Below are 15,444 nucleotides of genomic sequence, written 5' to 3' on the forward strand. Positions count from 1 at the left end.
TACTGGCACCCCTGCGGATTAAAGTCATGCGTATTCCTGTACCGGACTCCGACTCCAGACGCGACAAGTGAAACCAAAAGGGTGAGCGGACAGGAATTTCTAGCTGTTCCCATCGAGAAGACTCTAGGATGGCCGCACGACGCCTCGAGGGATTGGAATAGCCCTACTCTGCCTGGGGGCAGTGAATGCCCTCTTGGGCACGATGCTGGCTTTTCAGTCTGAATCGAACAACGTCTGGGCATATGTCATCGTGATTAGTGGCGTTGTCGTGATGATTTGCGGCTACTTCATCGGAAAGCGGAAAAGCTGGAGCTGAAGCCCACTGAGCAACCACGGCCTCGTCTGTCCGGATTTACTCGAACAGCCGCGCCTAATCCGACGGGAGAACCAATTGTTCACGGGTTTGTCCGCAGGTTGACGTAGCGGGACCAGGCGTCGCCTGCTGCGTCGGCGTGGAGGAATGCGATTTGGTGGCTGTAGCCGAGGGCGTCGGCGACTAGTGGCGGCGGTGAGACTAAGAGGTGTTCGTCCAGGGCACTGTTTCGTGCGCCGCGCAGGTCGATGCCCAGGCCGCGGAGCCTGTCCATGATGGTGTTTGGGTGAAGTGGCTGGCCGGCGAGGGTTCCCGGGAAGAGCCACGGGCTTTGAGTGCCCGCTCCGGTTCTGAGGTTCGGACGGCTCGCGAGGTGCTCGTGAAGTAGTTCTGCGAAGGGCTGGGGCACGGGCACCGGATGGGTGCCGATGCTGATCCTCGTGTTCGAGCCTGTTCCGCTGTTTTCCATGGCGTCGGCACGGAGTTTGGCTACCCGCACGAGCGGTTGGGCGAAGAGAAGCAGCAGGATGCCGGCGACTCGGTAGGGCAGGGATTCACTGGTGCCGGTGAGCAGTTCCCGCAGCCATGCCACGCGTTGGTCCTGAGTGATGGTTGGACGCGTTTTGGCGGTGTAGTGACCCATCTCCACCCGGTGGTTTGTGCCTGTGTTGTTGATGAAAACAATAAAGGTGCGGATGGCTTTCCTGGTCGTCGGACCGGTCGCGAGCCAGGTTTCGATGTCTTGCTGGGTGCAGCTCGCCGCAGTCCGCTGGTGGGTTTCCCAAAGCCAGTCCAGAAACTTGATGGTTTCGGTGATCTCCTGTTTGGCCGAGTGCACCGGGGCTTGGGCGCTCTTCTCGGGCGTTGTCATGGACCGGATGCGGCGGAGGTGATGCCAGGTGGCGAACTGGCTGACGGGTTTGGCAATCTCCTCGGGCAAGTCTCGGAGCTTGTTCTCAATCCAGGTCTCGAACCGGGCCAGGTGCGGGTCCTGGTAGGGGAGAAGCCCGTGATGGATGAACAGGGCACGCAGGTGATTGGCCGGTCGTTCCGCCGACTCAGCTGCGGCGTCGAAGCCTTCGTGCGTCAAGGGAGTTTCCCAGCACGATAGAGATGTCAGGAGGGCTTGGACTTTGGGGGAGCGCTTCCAGGTGATGATGCTCTCGGGCCGGTCTGCCTTGCAGAGGACATCAACGATTTTCCCGGCAGTCTCCGGGTCGGCAGGGTGTGAGCAGTAGCTCGTTGAGGTCGTCCCGCAGCGCGCAGCGGGCGCAGATGCCGCGCCGGTAGAACTCGCCTTCCGTATCGCAGCGGCTGCAGTGGAAGTCATGGAGGATGCCGGCACATGGTGCGCAGCGGGGACCTCCGGCGTTCGCGGGCGGCCCGGGCAGCAGTCGATGCCGACCGCAGCCGGGGCAGATCCGGTAGGTGCGCGTGGCAGTGGTGAAGCAGGGGCCGCAGATTCGGCCTTCGGGCCAGGTGGCGCGTGTTCGGCCGGCCGCCCGGCCGCAGCGTGTGCACGTCGCGGTCCCGGTGGTGCGGGGCCGGCCCCGGCTGGTGCTGCGGGGGCTGAGGCCTTGGGGTTTCTCAGTGGTCATCGTCGATGATGCGTGCCCGTCGCGGTCTGACGGTGCGGTTCAGGTCCACGACGTTGGGAGCGCTGGTGCCGGTTTTGCGCGCGCGGACGTCGGCGGCTGTGACGGTGATGAGGTCTTCTGGTCCGCAGGAGAATATGTCACAGATTGCGGCAATGACCTGCAGCGCGACGCGTTCGGGTTTCTGGTTGACGAGACGGTAGACCTGTGGCCGGGACAAGGTGATGCCGCGCTCGGCCAGCAGAGGGATGAGGTCGGTGGTGTTATGAAGCCCCCGTGCTGCCATGAGCTCAGAGAGCCGCCACTTGTATTCGACTTCGCGCCTCACCATTGACCCCGCATCTGCACGCGCAGGACTTCATCCATGGGGCGGTCCAGCGCTGCCCGGAGGGTTGCGTTGCGGAAGTCAACGCTGACGAACTGGTAAATCCCGGTGGTGGAGGCGTGTTCGTGGCCCATCTGATGTTGCACGAATCTAGAATCCCATCCGTCCTCCAGCAGGTGCGTTGCGTAGGAGCGCCGGAGTGAGTGCAGGTCCAGGCCATCCATTGGCAGGCCCAGCTCATTGAGGTAGCGCCGGAGCCGGCGCAGCAGGGTGGATTCATCAGGCCGCCGCGTTCGCTGGGGAACAGGTCCAGGGTGTCGAGCGTGCCCCGTCCGTTGGCGAGCCAGTCGTCGATGACGCCGGCGGTCCAGTCGAAGACCGTCAGGACGCTGCGGGGTTTGTGTGGGGAACCCTTGCGTGATTTGCCGAACCGGACCTTGCATACGCCTTCCTTGCCGAACCTTCGTGCTTGGGGGTTGGTTGCAAAGTCGATGGTTTGCAGGTGCCTGAGTTCGTTGAATCTGAGCCCGTATGAGTAGGCGACTTTCAGCATGACGGTGTCCCGGTAGGCTGCCTGCCAGCCCTTCTTGCCTGAGGCGGCGATGAGTTCGACCTGGTCGTCGGCGTGATCGAACAGCATCTGCAGTTCGATCTTGGTGAAGGGCCGCTTGGAGGCCCGTCCTTCGTACTCCTGCGCGTGGGAGGCGGTGTTCCAGTCAAAGAAGACCTGGGAGGGGTGTGTGCCGAAGCGTTGTTCGCAGACCTGATCCCAGCCGTAGTCGGGGTTCGACACGTATGACGTGAACCGGCGGAGCGTGGACTGGTAGCCGCGGATAGTGGAGTGCTTCAGCTGGTGGATCGAGCGGAGGTCACCGAAATACTCCTCGACATGCTCCGGTGCCCAGTTCCACGGGAACTCGTTCACATGGTTCACGAACCGGCGGACGCACTCGATGCCCTTGTCGATCGTGTCGAACTGGAGGTTCCTGGAGAGCTGCTGGTTGCGCCATCCGGTCAGCATGTCCTCAAGCGTCTGTTCCTCGGGATGCAGCAGCTGAACAGCGCTCAGCTGCAGCACACGCCCGGACGCGTCGACCGCCCTTTTCGCCCCACAGTTCCGTCGAAGTTGGTGCTCAAATCCTGAATCAATGATTCATTAATTGCATCATCAGCACAAAACCGCAGGTCAGAGGCATGTATCAGCTGCCTTCGAAGCTGGAAGTTGCAGCCGTCAGGAGTACCTGGGCAGCGGCACCTCAAAGCCTCCAGCCCGCAAATCCGCGGAATCTCAAGGAAGTAAGAGAACTCCCTTGCGGACCCGGGGGATCGGGCAATTGATTCATCTGATGCAATACGCAGAGTGCGGGTTGACATAAGACCGGTTATCGGCTCTTAAAGCTGATGGGGGATTGGCCCTGATCTTCACGGAAATGATCAATGGTCGAGGTGGGGTAGGCACCAATCGTGGCGCCTACCCCACCTGATTTACGATTCCGGTTACGTCGTTGGCGCGGGGATGAAGTGGATGCAGACGGGCGAACCGGTTTTGGCGACCAGGCCGTTTTGGCGGGTTACTTTTCCTGATGGAGTCAGGGTGAATCCATGTATGGTGTCGCTGATTTCGTTGGCAGCAAACAGGTGCTTGGAGCCAATGTCGGTGCCGATGAACCTGGGTCGAAGGCCGCCGGTGGAGTAGACGTCCGAAACCTCGGGCAGGTGGTCCTTTCCGTCCAGGGACAGGACGGTAACAGTGTCCTCGCCGGGTCCTGCTGTGGCTGCTCCTCCGGTTCCAGAGCGGTTGGATGCGTAGAGGTGCCGGCCGGAATCGTGAATGGCGATTTCGGCTCCGGTCATGTTGCGGAGGTCAGTTGGTGGGACGGTCCTAAGAGCATGGAGGGGCGTCAGCGTGCCGGTGGAGCCATCCCAGGTATAGGTTGTGACTGAGCAGCTGATCTCGTTGATGACGTACGCGTGGCTTCCGTCTGGGTGGAAGAGCAGGTGGCGGGGGCCGTCGCCGGGTCGGGTGCGGGTTGCGCCGCCGAGTACGAGCCGCCCTGAAGATGCTTCCAGTTGCACTCGATGGATGGCATCTTGGCCTCGATCGGGTACCAGAATCCAGCGTCCTGTTGGGTCCCATGGCACATGGTGGGGGTTGGGTCCTTCCTGGAGTCCTCGGGTCCGGCCGGCCTCTCCGGGTAGAGCCAGCCGGGATGCTACGGCCCCTAATGTTCCGTCGGACCTGATGGAGATGGAGCACAGGTCTCCTGGGACGGCGAAGTTGGCGACGATGAGCCAGCGGCTGTTGGGTGAGATGGATAAATGGACGGGGTTGGGGTGCCTGGTGTCGACCGTGTTCAGGTGTGTGAGTTTTCCGGTTGCGGGATCCACTGCAAAGGAGCTGGCCAGTGAGAGGTCACCGTGGATGCAGTAGGCGTACCGGTGGTCCGCGGAGAAAGTTAGGAAGGTAGGGTTCGCGGGGATCCCGGGGCGGCCAGTTCCGTCATCAGCGACGATGGTCTGGACCTTTTGCCAAGCCGATCCGTCACCGGGCACTGACCATACGGTGATTCCGTCCCCGCGGGCATCCCGGGCGGCGGTGGTTCGGGAGCCAACGTATGCCAGCTGGGCTGCACCCTTGGAATTTCCGGCCCACGCCGGTGCCGCGGCGGCCAGGGTGGGTGTAAGGGCTGCTGCAGCGGCTCCCATGAGGATGCTGCGGCGTCGAACTTGCTTATCAAGCATCATTGCTTCCTTAGGATCGCGTATTGGGCCGCTCCGGCCCCCATGGTCTATGCCCAGCGTGTAGGGCTTTGGCGGGACTATGCGGCTGGGGTGGACGGCCCCTTCGCTTCTGTGTGCTGGGACACATCAATAGTATGTATACAATCCAGTGTACAGGCAAGTGTTTTACCGATTGGTGTGCCCTGGAATTTCTGGCGGCCGAAGGGTGACGTTATGAAAGCGACGGCGGGACAGCCACTGTTGGCCTCGCGACGTCTGAATTCGTGTTTATCAGCTCCAGTTTGGAGCCTGCGAAAATTGCGGAAGACCGCTGCTGGCAATCCGTCAGCACAACCTCGCGAACCCCTGCCTTGCCTACCAGGTAACGTCTTCCAGTGTTGTTCCGTAGGGGACGTCGTCGCTTAGGCAGACTGTGAATGATGCCGGACTGAGTCGGGTCACCAGAATGCCCTGGTTGGCTTGGCGGGCTGATTCCAGCAGTTTGGTGACGGCGTGATCGAGCCGGTGTTCCAGTTCAGAACGGCGGCTGATGGTAAGCGAGATGGAGTGCCTGGCACTGTCGGTCATCGGTTTGCCTTCGGTCAGTGGTGGTGTTTTCACAGGAATGCTTCGAAGGCCGTGCAGCGGCGGGCGGTGTCTTGGCCGGCCGCTCCGCAGCTGTAGTCCGGCAGATCAGGTGCGCAGGATCTTGATGCCTTCTCTGTGGTCAAAAGCGCGCCGGCCACCGCCTTTGTGGTCCACGACCCAGATGACGTCCGAGCTGAAGGTTTTGGCGTCGACGATTCCTGGCGTCTCATGGGCATGGTCGTCGATGACAATCACCTCGTCACCTGGTTCCAGCTTTTTCCAGTCCTGCTTTACCTGCTTGGTTTTGGCTGTCATGGTGGTCCTTACCGGAGGATGGAGGCGTCAATGCCCGCCTCGCCGGCGAGTTTGCGGAGGTCTTCAAGGGTCTGTTCGGGCAGGATGAGGCCGCCTTCCTCGCGGACGCGTGCAGCGTTGCGGTCCTCGATCTCCCCCGGGTAGAAAATGTCTGTTGCGTTCTTGGCCAGGGGCGTTGCCTTGACCTCATCGATCAGACCGCGCACGCGGTCCTGAAATTCCTGCGGTGATCCGAGCGTCTCGACATCGATGGCCAGGAACATGTGACCGCAGCCACTGGGCTTATCCGCCTCGTAGGGGCCGTGGACACCCTTGCCGGACTTACTGCCGGTCAGGACGCCGGAGAGGATGTCCATCATGAAGGCGATGGCGTATCCCTTGTGACCTGCCATCGGAAGGATGACGCCGTGCACTGCTTCGGCGGCATCGGTGGTCATGTCGCCCTCGGGAGTCAGTGCCCAGCTGTCCGGAATTGCTTCGCCGCGTTGGCGGGCGAGATAGATCTTGCCGCGGGCAACTGCCGTGTTGGCGATGTCGACGGCGACGGCTGTATCCCCGTAGGGGGCTGCAATGGACCAGGGATTGGTGCCGATGACTTTTTCACGTCCGCCCCAGGGCGCCATGGCAGGGGAAGCGTTGGTGGTCAGCATGGAGACGCAACCGTCTGCTGCGGCCCGCCGGGTGAAGTACATGGCAGTGCCGAAGTGGTTGGAGTTCCGGACGCCCACCGCCCCGACGCCGTGAAGACGCGCACGGGAGACAGCTTCGATACGCGCCCGTTCGGTCAGCACCTGGCCGATGCCGTCGCGGCCGTCCAGGAGCAGCATGGCTCCAGTATCGACAAGGGTTTCCGGCGCGGCCACGGCGGTCATGGCACCCTGACGGATTCTTTCCACGTACCAAGGCAGCCTCAGGACACCGTGGGACTGGTGCCCCCAAAGGTCGGCCTGAATCAGGCTGTCGGCTACAAGCGCAGCGTCCGCTGCGGGGACTCCATATGACTCAAGGATGGAGGTCGCGAGTTCGCTGAGCTGTTGAGGAACGACGCGATCCTGAACAGCTTTTTCGGGGGCGGCTGGCATGGGAATCCTTTCGTGGAGCACTGGGGTCACCGTCCTTGGCGACTCTCGCAGATGTACACCTCTATGTATACAATACCATTATCTGTCAAAAAGAAAGAGGGAAATGCATGTTTAGCTTGTGGGTAACGCTTGAGATCACGCCCGAGGGCCGGGAGGAATTCCTCGAAGCCATCGCCATCAACGCCCGGGCATCCGTGCGCGATGAGGAAGGCTGCTACAGGTTCGATGTCATCGAACTCGGTGAAGGCTCGAACCGGTTCGCCTTCTATGAGGTTTACCGCGACGAAGCGGCCTTTGAACTCGAGCACAAGAAGGCCCCGCACTACTTCGTGTACAGGGATGTCTCAGCGCGCGTTGTGGTGCCGGGCAGCCAGGTGAACGTCTCCGGAGAGCTGTTCAAGACCTTCACCTGGGTTGAGTAGGGCCGCTTTAGGAGACCAGGTCGATGACCGAGCCCCGCGGCTCCCGCCCGGAGGACAGCAGGGCTTTGAAGATGGCTTCGTCGACGTGGACCAGGTGAAGCCGCAGCGCCTCAGCGGCACTGTCGGCCTCCCCGGCCGCGATTGCCTCGCACATACCGATGTGTTCCTTGACCGCGTACCCGAGACGTTCATGATCTGTGTGGGCTATGCGGCGCAGCCGGGCCGAGTGCGGACGCAGTTCGCGTATAGCGCGGGACAGGTGGTAATTCGGGGTGCTGTCAATGAGGGTGACATCGAACTCCTCTGCCAGCTCCCGGTACGAAGCCACAAAGGCATCCGAATGGGGCTGGCCTTCCAAAGAGGAAAATCGCTCCGCGATGCTCCTGAACTTCGCGGTAATGGAAGGATCTGCCGCCGCTTCTTCCACCACCATCTTTATGGCCGCCGGCTCCAGGAGCCTGCGGTAGTCGAAGAGTTCACGGACGCTCCGCAGCGAGATCCGGGCGACGGTGGCGCCGATACGAGGGCCGATGTCCACTAGGCCTTCGGCAGCAAGCCGGCGCAGGGCTTCGCGTACGGGAGTACGGGAAGCGCCCGTATGGGCGACAAGCATGATCTCCGTCAGCGCCTGCCCGGGCTCAAACGAGCCGTCTTCGATCTCGGCTTTGAGTCTCGTATAAACAGCTTCGGTCTTGCCAACTCGCTTGGCTTCTGTGTGTTCCGACATGCAGACAGTATATGTCCGGATTTGCGTACTCGCTTGTACATCTGTTTGTATACATCTATTCTGATTGTGCGCCCCGTCACCTGCGGGCAACGATTTCCCTAGTAAGGAGCAACGATGCTCGTAGTCCTCGGCTTCGCCATGATTGCCGTGTTTATGTATTTGGTGATGGCCAAGAAAGCCACCCCCATCGCCACCCTGATTCTGGTTCCCCTGATCTTCGGCCTGTTCACCGGCGCGGGACTTGGCCTCGGTGACATGGTTATTGAGTCCACGGTCAAGCTGGCCCCGACGGCGGCCCTGCTGTTCTTCGCCATCATCTTCTTCGGCACCATGATTGATGTCGGGCTCTTTGACCCGCTGATCCGCGCGATCCTTAGATTCGCCGGGAATGACCCGATGAAGCTGGTCCTTGGAACGGCCCTGCTGACCTCGATTGTTTCCCTTGACGGCGACGGGTCCACGACCTTCATCATCGTTACCTCCGCTTTCCTGCCCCTTTACCTGCGCCTGGGGATGAGTCCTGTTGTTCTGACTGTTATCGCCGCGCTGTCCAACGGTGTACTGAACACCGTGCCGTGGGGCGGTTCGACCGCACGTGCGGCGGCAGCGCTGAACGTCTCCCCCATCGACATCTTCGTGCCGATGATTCCGGCCATTGCATCCGGCCTCGCCGCTGTGCTGGTGCTGGCATATTTCATGGGCCGCTCCGAGCGCAAGCGCCTGGGTGAGGTCCACCTGGATGATTCCCGCGGCGTCCTCGGCCTGCGCAACCGCGAAACAGTGACTGTCGGGGCAGCAGCAGCGGGCGGTTCCGGATCGCACGCAGGATCCGGCGGCCAGGACAACGGGTCATCAGTAGTGATCGCCAACGACTTCTCTGCCTCATTCACAGAGGACGGCACCTTCGTTGAACGCCCCAACGCCCGCCCCAAACTGGTGTGGATCAACTTCGCCCTGACAATGGCCGTCATGACCCTGCTGGTCATGGATCTGCTGCCCCCGGCCGTGATCTTCATGGCAGCTGTCGGCATCGCCCTGGTGATCAACTTCCCCAAGGTCACTGAACAGTCCGCCCAGATCAAAGCCCACGCCACATCTGTGATCTCCGTCGTCGGCATGGTCTTCGCCGCCTCAGTCCTGACCGGAGTCATGAACGGCACCGGCATGGTCGAGGCCATGGCCGAATGGCTCGTCGGCGTCGTTCCCGATGCCCTGGGCCCCTTCATGGCAGTCATCGCCGGGGTGCTCAGCATCCCACTGACCTTCATCATGACCAACGACGCCTTCTACTTCGGAGTTCTCCCGATCCTGTCCGAAACCGCAGGCCACTTCGGTATCGAACCAGTCCAGATGGCCCGCGCCGCCCTGGTCGGCCAGGCCCTGCACCAGTCCAGCCCCCTCGTCGCTTCCTTCCTGCTGCTCATCGGCCTGGCCAACGTCAGCCTCGGAGAGCACTTCAAGAAAGTCATCTGGCGCGGCGCCATCGTCGCGTTCGTCATGCTCGCCGTCGGCGGCCTGACCCTGGCCTACCCACTCTTCTAATCCCCACCCTCACGCCAAAAGGAACACACCATGATCTCAACGATCAACCCCGTTACCGGTGAGCAGATCCAGACATTCGACCCCCACACGGAACACCAGGTGGATGCCGCCCTGACCGCGGCCGCCGATGCCCAGAAAGCCTGGCGGCTGGTCCCGGTCGAGGACCGCGTCCAGATCCTGCGCAACACCGCCAAGGTCCTGCGCGACGGCAAAACCGACTACGCCCAGCTGATCACCCTGGAAATGGGCAAACCCATCACCGAAGCCGAAGCCGAAATCGAAAAGTGCGCCAAGACGGCCGAATACTACGCCGAGCACGCGCCCCGCTTCCTCGCCCCCGAAATCATCGAATCAGACGCCGCCGAATCCGGAGTCGTCTTTGATCCCCTGGGCGTCGTGCTCGCCATCATGCCGTGGAACTACCCCTTCTGGCAGTTCTTCCGCTTCGCCCTTCCGGCCCTCGCCGCAGGCAACGGCGCGATCCTCAAGCACGCCAACAACGTCCCCCGCTCCGCCCTTGCCGTGGAAGAAATCATGGACAAGGCAGGGCTGCCGGCCGGCCTGTTCGCCACGCTCCTGATCGAATCCAACCGGGTCGCGGCACTCATCGCCGATGACCGCATCGCAGCCGTCACCCTGACCGGTTCCACCCAGGTTGGCCGGCTCGTCGCCGGGCAGTCCGGGAACGCGCTGAAGAAGCAGGTCCTGGAGCTCGGCGGGTCGGACCCCTTCATCGTCCTGGCCGACGCGGACATCAAGGCAGCGGCGAAGGTCGCGGTCAAGGCCCGCTTTACCAACAACGGCCAGTCCTGCGTAAATGCCAAGCGCTTCATCGTCGACGAAAAAATCGCCGATGAATTCGTTGCCGAGTTCGTCGCCCGCACCAAGGAACTCGTCGTCGGCGACCCAACAGACCGGGCAACCACCATCGGCCCCATGGCCCGGGAAAACCTCCGCGCAGAACTCCACGAGCAGGTCACCCGAACGGTGGAAAACGGCGGGAAGATCATCCTCGGCGGCAACATCGTCGAAGGGCCCGGCTACTTCTATGAACCCACCGTCATCGACCACGTCCGCCCCGGACAGGCAGCCTTCGACGAGGAAACCTTCGGCCCCGTCGCAGCCATCATCCGCGTCTCCTCCACCGAGGAAGCCATCGCCCTGGCCAACCAGACAGAATTCGGTCTCGGCGCCGCACTCTGGACCCAGGACACCCAAAAGGCCACAACCCTGCTGCAGCACATCGACGCCGGAGCAGTGTTCATCAACGGCATGGTCGCCTCCGACCCCCGCCTGCCCTTCGGCGGAATTAAGAACTCCGGCTACGGCCGCGAGCTGGGTTCCTACGGCATCCGTGAATTCACCAACATGAAGACCTTCTGGGCCGGCACCGCTACCAGCGCCACCCCCGCCGTCGCAGACTAAGGAACCCACCATGACGCACATCTGCACCAGCACCAGCTCCGTGGACGCAGTCATCCTGCGCACGGCAGAACTGCCCCGCAAGGACCGCGGCAACGGCGCCTCCACCGTCCCGCTCGTCGGATCCCACCTGGGCTCCACCACGTTCCTGAACGGGATCACCACCTTCGACCCGGGCGCGGCCATCGGCCACCACAGCCACAACTGCGTCGAATCCGTTGCCGTCATCGAAGGCACCGCCTACGTGGACATTGACGGGACAGAGCATTACCTGAACACCTACGACACCACCTTCGTGCCGGCCAACATCATCCACCGGTTCCGCAACGCCTCGGACACCGAACCGATGAAGATCTTCTGGACCTACGCCTCCATCGATGCGACCCGCACCATGGCCGGCACGACCGAGCGCAACCGTATTGACGAGGAACAGGCAAACCAGCCAGCAGCCACGGAAGCAGGAGCAGCATCATGATCCAAGAAATCGCGACCTTGACCATCAAACCCGGCGCCGCGCTGGCATTCGAGGACGCAGTCGCAGAAGCCGCACCGCTCTTCCAGAAGGCACCCGGCGCCCTGAGCTTCCGCCTCGACCGCTCCATTGAAACCCCGCTCGAGTACACCCTCACCGTTGCCTGGTCGACCGTCGAGGACCACACGGTGGGATTCCGGAACTCAGAAGCCTTCGCCAAATGGCGCGAGCTCGTCGGCCCCCACTTTGCCGAGGCCCCCCAGGTCAAACACCTCGAACACGTCTACCTCGGCTTCTAGAACACCTGCTCATCCCCCCGAACCGGCCGGCGCGTCCACGAATCCCCTCGTGCGCCGGCCGGTTCTCCCCTGTCCACAACAAGAAGGCTTTGGCAATCGGCCGGGGAACCACTCACCCATCCAGCTGGCGCCCCTGTACCAATTGGTCCTCAGACGTCCACCGCTACGGATACCAGGTAGCTACTCCAATGGCTTCCACATTTTGCCCTGGATAACCCGCTTTGATCTCAACTGCCAGCTGTCGGGTTCAGAACGGGTCCAGTAAAATCTCCCGCGTTTCGAACATGACAAAGCGGGCCGGGGCACTGACGCCACGACCCGCTTTGCGGCTTCCCCATTTCAGGAATGGATAGCCTTGACTGCCAAAACGGGGCAGTCCGCTTCGAGCAGGATGCGCTGTGCAGTGCTGCCAAGGAAGAGCTTGCCTACCGGGCTGCGCCGACGCAGCCCGATGACAATCAGGTGGGCATTGTGCTCCTCAGCGGCATCCAAAACCTCGGCCGTGGCATCGTGTCCCCGGACCGGATGCAGGATCAGATGCCGCACCCCTTCACGGTCCAGCCGCTGGTCTATATCGTCCATCTCAGGTTGGCCGGCATACCTGTTATCGACCAGGGCATCACCTTTGGAGGAGTTGATAACCACCAAGAGCTTCTCACTCTTCCGCGCTTCCATAATTGCCTGGTCCAACGCGGCATTGCCCTCCGGGGTGGGGACATAACCTACAACGATGCTCATGGATGCTCCTGGGATAGGGGTCAACTTTGACATCCGAAGTCTACCGAAATTGTATACATCAGTACATACAAGTGCGCCCGAGGGTAGATCACCACTGGGAATGCTGCATTGCAGGAAAGGCCCCGTTAGGGCTGCCTGACGTGCTCTTTAGCGAGCAAGGCCACTACCGCTTGGGCGAACTCACGGGTACCCATCGTTCCTCCAATATCGCCGGTCCGGGTCAGCGGGTTGGCCAGCGTACTCTCGACAGCAGTTTCGATGTCGGCTGCAGCGGCTATCAGTGCCGGATTGCCGTCCCTGCGCCCGCGCCAGTCCAGTAGCATCGCCGCAGACAGGATCAGTGACGTTGGGTTGGCGACGCCCAGGTTGGCGATGTCCGGGGCAGAGCCGTGCTGGGCCTGGGCTACTGCGATGCTCTCACCGGCGTTCAGGGAACCGCCCAGACCGAGACTGCCGGAAAGTTCGGAGGCTTCATCGGAAAGTATGTCCCCGAACATGTTGGTCGTGACCAGGACATCGAAGGTGTGCGGCCGGCGGATCAACAGCGCCGCCGCGGCATCAACGATCAGCTCTTCAAGTTCGACGTCCGGGAACTCTGCGGCGACCTTTCGGACTTCGCGAAGGAACAGCCCGTCGGAGAGCTTTAGGACGTTCGCCTTGTGCACGGCGGTGACCTTCTTGTTCCGCCCGCGGGCTAGCTCGAATGCTGTGCGGGCGACGCGCCCGGAGGCTTTCGCGGTGACCTTGCGGACGCTGAGGGCCATGTTCTCGTCCGGCATGAACTCCCCGGTTCCGGCGAACATGTTGCGGTCCGAGTAGAAGCCTTCGGTGTTTTCCCTCACGATGATCAGATCCATGGGGTGACGCAGAATGCTTAGGCCCGGACGGGAGCGGCAGGGGCGGACGTTGGCGAACAGTTCGAATTGGACCCGCGGTTCTGCGGAAGGGTTGAAGCCACCGTCCTGTTTCGGCGGGTACTCATAGTGGGAGACCGGGCCCAGGATGACGCCATCAACTTCCGGAATCCGGTCCATCACGGCCTGTGGGAGGGTCGTCCCCTCGGCCTTCAGGCTCGTCAGGCCGATGTCCTGCTGCTCGAACTCCAGGCCCAAACCATGGGCTTTATCGACAACTTTCAGCACATCAAGGGTCGTGGCCGTGATTTCCGGGCCAATGCCGTCACCAGGCAGTACAAGTATCTTCAAGGCCGTGCCTTTCCTTTGGGGGTTTGGGATTCGCGGAGCAATGTGACCCCGCTCTCAAAATTAGCTTGTATACATAGATATATACATGTAGTCTTCCTGCATTACCAACGAAACGGTAAATCCGCCGGCGCCCCTCCTGGGCCGCCCGCGGCAACGAAGAAAGCGAAAATCAATGAAGATCAGCTCCCCTCGTCGCCGGCAGTTCCTCGTCGGCACCGCTGCCGCCATTGTGGCCGCAGTAGCGCTCACCGGCTGTGGACCTGCAGCGACCAATCCCAACGCGGCTGAAACCAGCTCAGTCGCCAAGGACATCACCATTGACGCCCCCTCAGGCCCAGGCAGCGGATACGACCAGACCGCTCGCGCCCTCGAGAAGGCCCTGAAGGGCGAAAAACTTAGCGACAAGATCGAAGTACGCAACACCCAAGGTGCCGGCGGCACCGTTGCCCTGTCGCAGTTCGTGCAAAAGACAGGCACAAAAGACCTAATGATCGGGGGCCTGTCCCTCGTTGGAGCTACGATCACCAACTCCGCGCCCAACAAGCTCAGCGACTTGACCCCCGTTTCCCGCCTCATCGGCGAATACGAGGTCATCGTCGTTCCCGCCGAGTCGCCGTACAAGACGCTGGAGGAGTTCCTCACCGCGCTCAAGACCGATGCCGGTGCCAACCCGATTGCGATCGGCAATCAGGGCGGTATCGACCACATTTGGGGCGGGCAGCTCGTCCAGGCAGCCGGCGTCAAGCCCACGGACGTGAACTTTGTGACCTTCTCCGGCGGTGGCGAGGCCCTGGTCGCCTTGCTGGGAAACAAGGTCGCAGCAGGCATCTCCGGTTACGGAGAGTTCGCTGACCAGGTTGACGCCGGCAAGCTGCGCATCCTTGCCGTCTCCTCCGAAAAGCCCATTGACATCGCACCCGATGCACCCACCATCGCCGACGCCGGTTACCCCGAAGCGGTACTGGTGAATTGGCGCGGGATCTTCGCTCCCCCCGGCGTCAGCGACACCGATCGCAAGGCACTCTCGGACGTGTTCGCCAAACTGGTCGAGACCAACACGTGGAAAGAGACGCTGAAGACTAACGGCTGGTCCAACGAGTACCAGGACAGCGATGCGTTCAAGGCTGAACTGGAAAACCAGCAGACCAAGACCCAGGAGACCCTGACCACCCTGGGACTGGCATGACCATCAGCGTTAAAAGCAAGGGTGAGCTCGTCTTTGCCGGGCTCACCCTCGCCCTGGGTATGTTCATCCTCGTCGGCACCACGTTCATCAACGAACCTGTCGCAGCGAGCAACGTCGGCCCCAGATTCTTCCCCTACGCCATCGGCACGCTGCTGACCGTAGCCTCTGCCTTCGTCGTCCTCGACATTCTCCGCGGCAACAGCGCAGCTCCCGAAGAAGGAGAGCTGGTCGACCCAACCCTGCCAATGAACAAAAAGCGTGTGGCCCTGCTTCTCGTTTCCATCCTGGCCTTCGCAGTCCTGCTGGAGCCCGCCGGCTACGTCATAGCCTGCGCGGTCTCGTTCTTCGGCATCGCCGTGACTCTTGGTGCACGCCTCAGCTGGCGGGTCGCAGTTGCGTCCGTCGCCTTGTCTTTTGCCATCTATCTCCTGTTCACACGACCCCTGGGCATCTTCCTGCCTCCGGGCGTGCTGGCCGGGATCCTCTAAGGAA

18 protein-coding genes are annotated in these 15,444 nt (G+C 61.8%); 8 read left to right on the forward strand and 10 right to left on the reverse strand.

Features of this window, described 5'->3' with window-relative positions; translation table 11 throughout:
- Positions 1 to 395 precede the first annotated feature (395 nt).
- The 3 genes from ACFVYC_RS18190 to ACFVYC_RS18200 all read right to left on the reverse strand — a co-directional run bounded on the left by ACFVYC_RS18190 (position 396) and on the right by ACFVYC_RS18200 (position 2,676).
- Positions 396 to 1,643: a recombinase XerD gene (locus ACFVYC_RS18190; RefSeq protein WP_387552867.1), complete on the reverse strand. Its 1,248-nt coding sequence runs from the start codon at positions 1,641 to 1,643 to the stop codon at positions 396 to 398.
- A gap of 257 nt (positions 1,644 to 1,900) precedes the next feature.
- The gene (locus ACFVYC_RS18195) at positions 1,901 to 2,239 is read right to left on the reverse strand and encodes a helix-turn-helix transcriptional regulator (RefSeq protein ID WP_217432637.1); all 339 of its coding nucleotides are present in this window, start codon (positions 2,237 to 2,239) and stop codon (positions 1,901 to 1,903) included.
- Positions 2,233 to 2,676, reverse strand: coding sequence for a tyrosine-type recombinase/integrase (locus ACFVYC_RS18200; RefSeq protein WP_387552870.1), 444 nt, complete (start codon positions 2,674 to 2,676; stop codon positions 2,233 to 2,235). Before ACFVYC_RS18200 ends, ACFVYC_RS18195 begins: the two co-directional genes overlap by 7 nt.
- Positions 2,677 to 3,158: 482 nt before the next feature.
- Between ACFVYC_RS18200 and ACFVYC_RS18205 the strand changes: the two genes are divergently transcribed.
- Positions 3,159 to 3,377, forward strand: a complete 219-nt coding sequence (locus ACFVYC_RS18205) for a hypothetical protein (protein WP_387552872.1) — start codon at positions 3,159 to 3,161, stop codon at positions 3,375 to 3,377.
- A gap of 353 nt (positions 3,378 to 3,730) precedes the next feature.
- On the opposite strand, the gene ACFVYC_RS18210 is transcribed toward ACFVYC_RS18205, so the two are convergent.
- From ACFVYC_RS18210 to ACFVYC_RS18225, 4 genes are all read right to left on the reverse strand, one after another.
- Positions 3,731 to 4,975, reverse strand: a complete 1,245-nt coding sequence (locus ACFVYC_RS18210) for a lactonase family protein (RefSeq protein WP_387552874.1) — start codon at positions 4,973 to 4,975, stop codon at positions 3,731 to 3,733.
- A 354-nt stretch (positions 4,976 to 5,329) separates the two neighbouring features.
- Positions 5,330 to 5,575 carry a hypothetical protein gene (locus ACFVYC_RS18215; RefSeq protein WP_387552876.1) on the reverse strand — a complete coding sequence of 82 codons (246 nt, stop codon included), beginning with the start codon at positions 5,573 to 5,575 and terminating at the stop codon, positions 5,330 to 5,332.
- A 72-nt stretch (positions 5,576 to 5,647) separates the two neighbouring features.
- Positions 5,648 to 5,857, reverse strand: coding sequence for a hypothetical protein (locus tag ACFVYC_RS18220; RefSeq protein ID WP_387552878.1), 210 nt, complete (start codon positions 5,855 to 5,857; stop codon positions 5,648 to 5,650).
- An 8-nt stretch (positions 5,858 to 5,865) separates the two neighbouring features.
- Positions 5,866 to 6,939: an Ldh family oxidoreductase gene (locus tag ACFVYC_RS18225; protein WP_387552880.1), complete on the reverse strand. Its 1,074-nt coding sequence runs from the start codon at positions 6,937 to 6,939 to the stop codon at positions 5,866 to 5,868.
- 107 nt (positions 6,940 to 7,046) lie between these two features.
- Between ACFVYC_RS18225 and ACFVYC_RS18230 the strand changes: the two genes are divergently transcribed.
- Positions 7,047 to 7,361, forward strand: a complete 315-nt coding sequence (locus ACFVYC_RS18230) for a putative quinol monooxygenase (protein ID WP_387552882.1) — start codon at positions 7,047 to 7,049, stop codon at positions 7,359 to 7,361.
- Between the two features lie 7 nt (positions 7,362 to 7,368).
- Here the strand turns inward: ACFVYC_RS18230 and ACFVYC_RS18235 are convergent, their stop codons facing one another.
- Complete coding sequence (locus tag ACFVYC_RS18235; protein ID WP_387552884.1) at positions 7,369 to 8,088, reverse strand: GntR family transcriptional regulator; 720 nt, start codon at positions 8,086 to 8,088, stop codon at positions 7,369 to 7,371.
- Positions 8,089 to 8,202: 114 nt separating this feature from the next.
- Between ACFVYC_RS18235 and ACFVYC_RS18240 the strand changes: the two genes are divergently transcribed.
- From ACFVYC_RS18240 to ACFVYC_RS18255, 4 genes are read left to right on the forward strand one after another with little or no spacing between them, the layout of a single operon-like run.
- The gene (locus ACFVYC_RS18240; RefSeq protein WP_387552886.1) at positions 8,203 to 9,630 is read left to right on the forward strand and encodes a CitMHS family transporter; all 1,428 of its coding nucleotides are present in this window, start codon (positions 8,203 to 8,205) and stop codon (positions 9,628 to 9,630) included.
- A 30-nt stretch (positions 9,631 to 9,660) separates the two neighbouring features.
- Positions 9,661 to 11,055, forward strand: coding sequence for an NAD-dependent succinate-semialdehyde dehydrogenase (locus tag ACFVYC_RS18245; protein ID WP_387552888.1), 1,395 nt, complete (start codon positions 9,661 to 9,663; stop codon positions 11,053 to 11,055).
- Positions 11,056 to 11,065: 10 nt separating this feature from the next.
- Positions 11,066 to 11,527 carry a cupin domain-containing protein gene (locus ACFVYC_RS18250; RefSeq protein ID WP_387552890.1) on the forward strand — a complete coding sequence of 154 codons (462 nt, stop codon included), beginning with the start codon at positions 11,066 to 11,068 and terminating at the stop codon, positions 11,525 to 11,527.
- Complete coding sequence (locus tag ACFVYC_RS18255) at positions 11,524 to 11,823, forward strand: antibiotic biosynthesis monooxygenase family protein (protein WP_387552892.1); 300 nt, start codon at positions 11,524 to 11,526, stop codon at positions 11,821 to 11,823. The genes ACFVYC_RS18250 and ACFVYC_RS18255 overlap by 4 nt, the downstream gene beginning before the upstream one ends.
- A gap of 339 nt (positions 11,824 to 12,162) precedes the next feature.
- Here ACFVYC_RS18255 and ACFVYC_RS18260 read toward each other — a convergent pair whose 3' ends face one another.
- Together ACFVYC_RS18260 and ACFVYC_RS18265 are read right to left on the reverse strand one after the other, a co-directional pair.
- Complete coding sequence (locus tag ACFVYC_RS18260; RefSeq protein ID WP_387552894.1) at positions 12,163 to 12,561, reverse strand: universal stress protein; 399 nt, start codon at positions 12,559 to 12,561, stop codon at positions 12,163 to 12,165.
- A gap of 125 nt (positions 12,562 to 12,686) precedes the next feature.
- Positions 12,687 to 13,766: an isocitrate/isopropylmalate dehydrogenase family protein gene (locus ACFVYC_RS18265; RefSeq protein WP_387552896.1), complete on the reverse strand. Its 1,080-nt coding sequence runs from the start codon at positions 13,764 to 13,766 to the stop codon at positions 12,687 to 12,689.
- Between the two features lie 172 nt (positions 13,767 to 13,938).
- On the opposite strand from ACFVYC_RS18265, the gene ACFVYC_RS18270 reads away from it, so the two are divergent.
- Together ACFVYC_RS18270 and ACFVYC_RS18275 are read left to right on the forward strand one after the other, a co-directional pair.
- On the forward strand, positions 13,939 to 14,952 hold the full coding sequence (locus ACFVYC_RS18270) for a Bug family tripartite tricarboxylate transporter substrate binding protein (protein ID WP_387552898.1): 1,014 nt from the start codon (positions 13,939 to 13,941) through the stop codon (positions 14,950 to 14,952).
- Positions 14,949 to 15,440 (forward strand): tripartite tricarboxylate transporter TctB family protein, encoded by a 492-nt coding sequence (locus ACFVYC_RS18275; protein WP_387552900.1) that lies wholly within the window; start codon positions 14,949 to 14,951, stop codon positions 15,438 to 15,440. The genes ACFVYC_RS18270 and ACFVYC_RS18275 overlap by 4 nt, the downstream gene beginning before the upstream one ends.
- The last annotated feature ends 4 nt before the right edge of the window (positions 15,441 to 15,444 follow it).

The sequence above is a fragment of the Pseudarthrobacter sp. NPDC058329 genome (assembly GCF_042879835.1).
Taxonomy (GTDB): domain Bacteria; phylum Actinomycetota; class Actinomycetes; order Actinomycetales; family Micrococcaceae; genus Arthrobacter.

Coding starts and splice junctions, on each gene's coding strand:
- ACFVYC_RS18190 (WP_387552867.1), bottom strand. CDS start 1,643: ATGACTTCCACTGCAGCCGCTGCGATACGGAAGGCGAGTTCTACCGGC.
- ACFVYC_RS18195 (WP_217432637.1), bottom strand. CDS start 2,239: ATGGTGAGGCGCGAAGTCGAATACAAGTGGCGGCTCTCTGAGCTCATG.
- ACFVYC_RS18200 (WP_387552870.1), bottom strand. CDS start 2,676: ATGCAAGGTCCGGTTCGGCAAATCACGCAAGGGTTCCCCACACAAACC.
- ACFVYC_RS18205 (WP_387552872.1), top strand. CDS start 3,159: ATGGTTCACGAACCGGCGGACGCACTCGATGCCCTTGTCGATCGTGTC.
- ACFVYC_RS18210 (WP_387552874.1), bottom strand. CDS start 4,975: ATGCTTGATAAGCAAGTTCGACGCCGCAGCATCCTCATGGGAGCCGCT.
- ACFVYC_RS18220 (WP_387552878.1), bottom strand. CDS start 5,857: ATGACAGCCAAAACCAAGCAGGTAAAGCAGGACTGGAAAAAGCTGGAA.
- ACFVYC_RS18225 (WP_387552880.1), bottom strand. CDS start 6,939: ATGCCAGCCGCCCCCGAAAAAGCTGTTCAGGATCGCGTCGTTCCTCAA.
- ACFVYC_RS18230 (WP_387552882.1), top strand. CDS start 7,047: ATGTTTAGCTTGTGGGTAACGCTTGAGATCACGCCCGAGGGCCGGGAG.
- ACFVYC_RS18235 (WP_387552884.1), bottom strand. CDS start 8,088: ATGTCGGAACACACAGAAGCCAAGCGAGTTGGCAAGACCGAAGCTGTT.
- ACFVYC_RS18240 (WP_387552886.1), top strand. CDS start 8,203: ATGCTCGTAGTCCTCGGCTTCGCCATGATTGCCGTGTTTATGTATTTG.
- ACFVYC_RS18245 (WP_387552888.1), top strand. CDS start 9,661: ATGATCTCAACGATCAACCCCGTTACCGGTGAGCAGATCCAGACATTC.
- ACFVYC_RS18250 (WP_387552890.1), top strand. CDS start 11,066: ATGACGCACATCTGCACCAGCACCAGCTCCGTGGACGCAGTCATCCTG.
- ACFVYC_RS18255 (WP_387552892.1), top strand. CDS start 11,524: ATGATCCAAGAAATCGCGACCTTGACCATCAAACCCGGCGCCGCGCTG.
- ACFVYC_RS18260 (WP_387552894.1), bottom strand. CDS start 12,561: ATGAGCATCGTTGTAGGTTATGTCCCCACCCCGGAGGGCAATGCCGCG.
- ACFVYC_RS18270 (WP_387552898.1), top strand. CDS start 13,939: ATGAAGATCAGCTCCCCTCGTCGCCGGCAGTTCCTCGTCGGCACCGCT.
- ACFVYC_RS18275 (WP_387552900.1), top strand. CDS start 14,949: ATGACCATCAGCGTTAAAAGCAAGGGTGAGCTCGTCTTTGCCGGGCTC.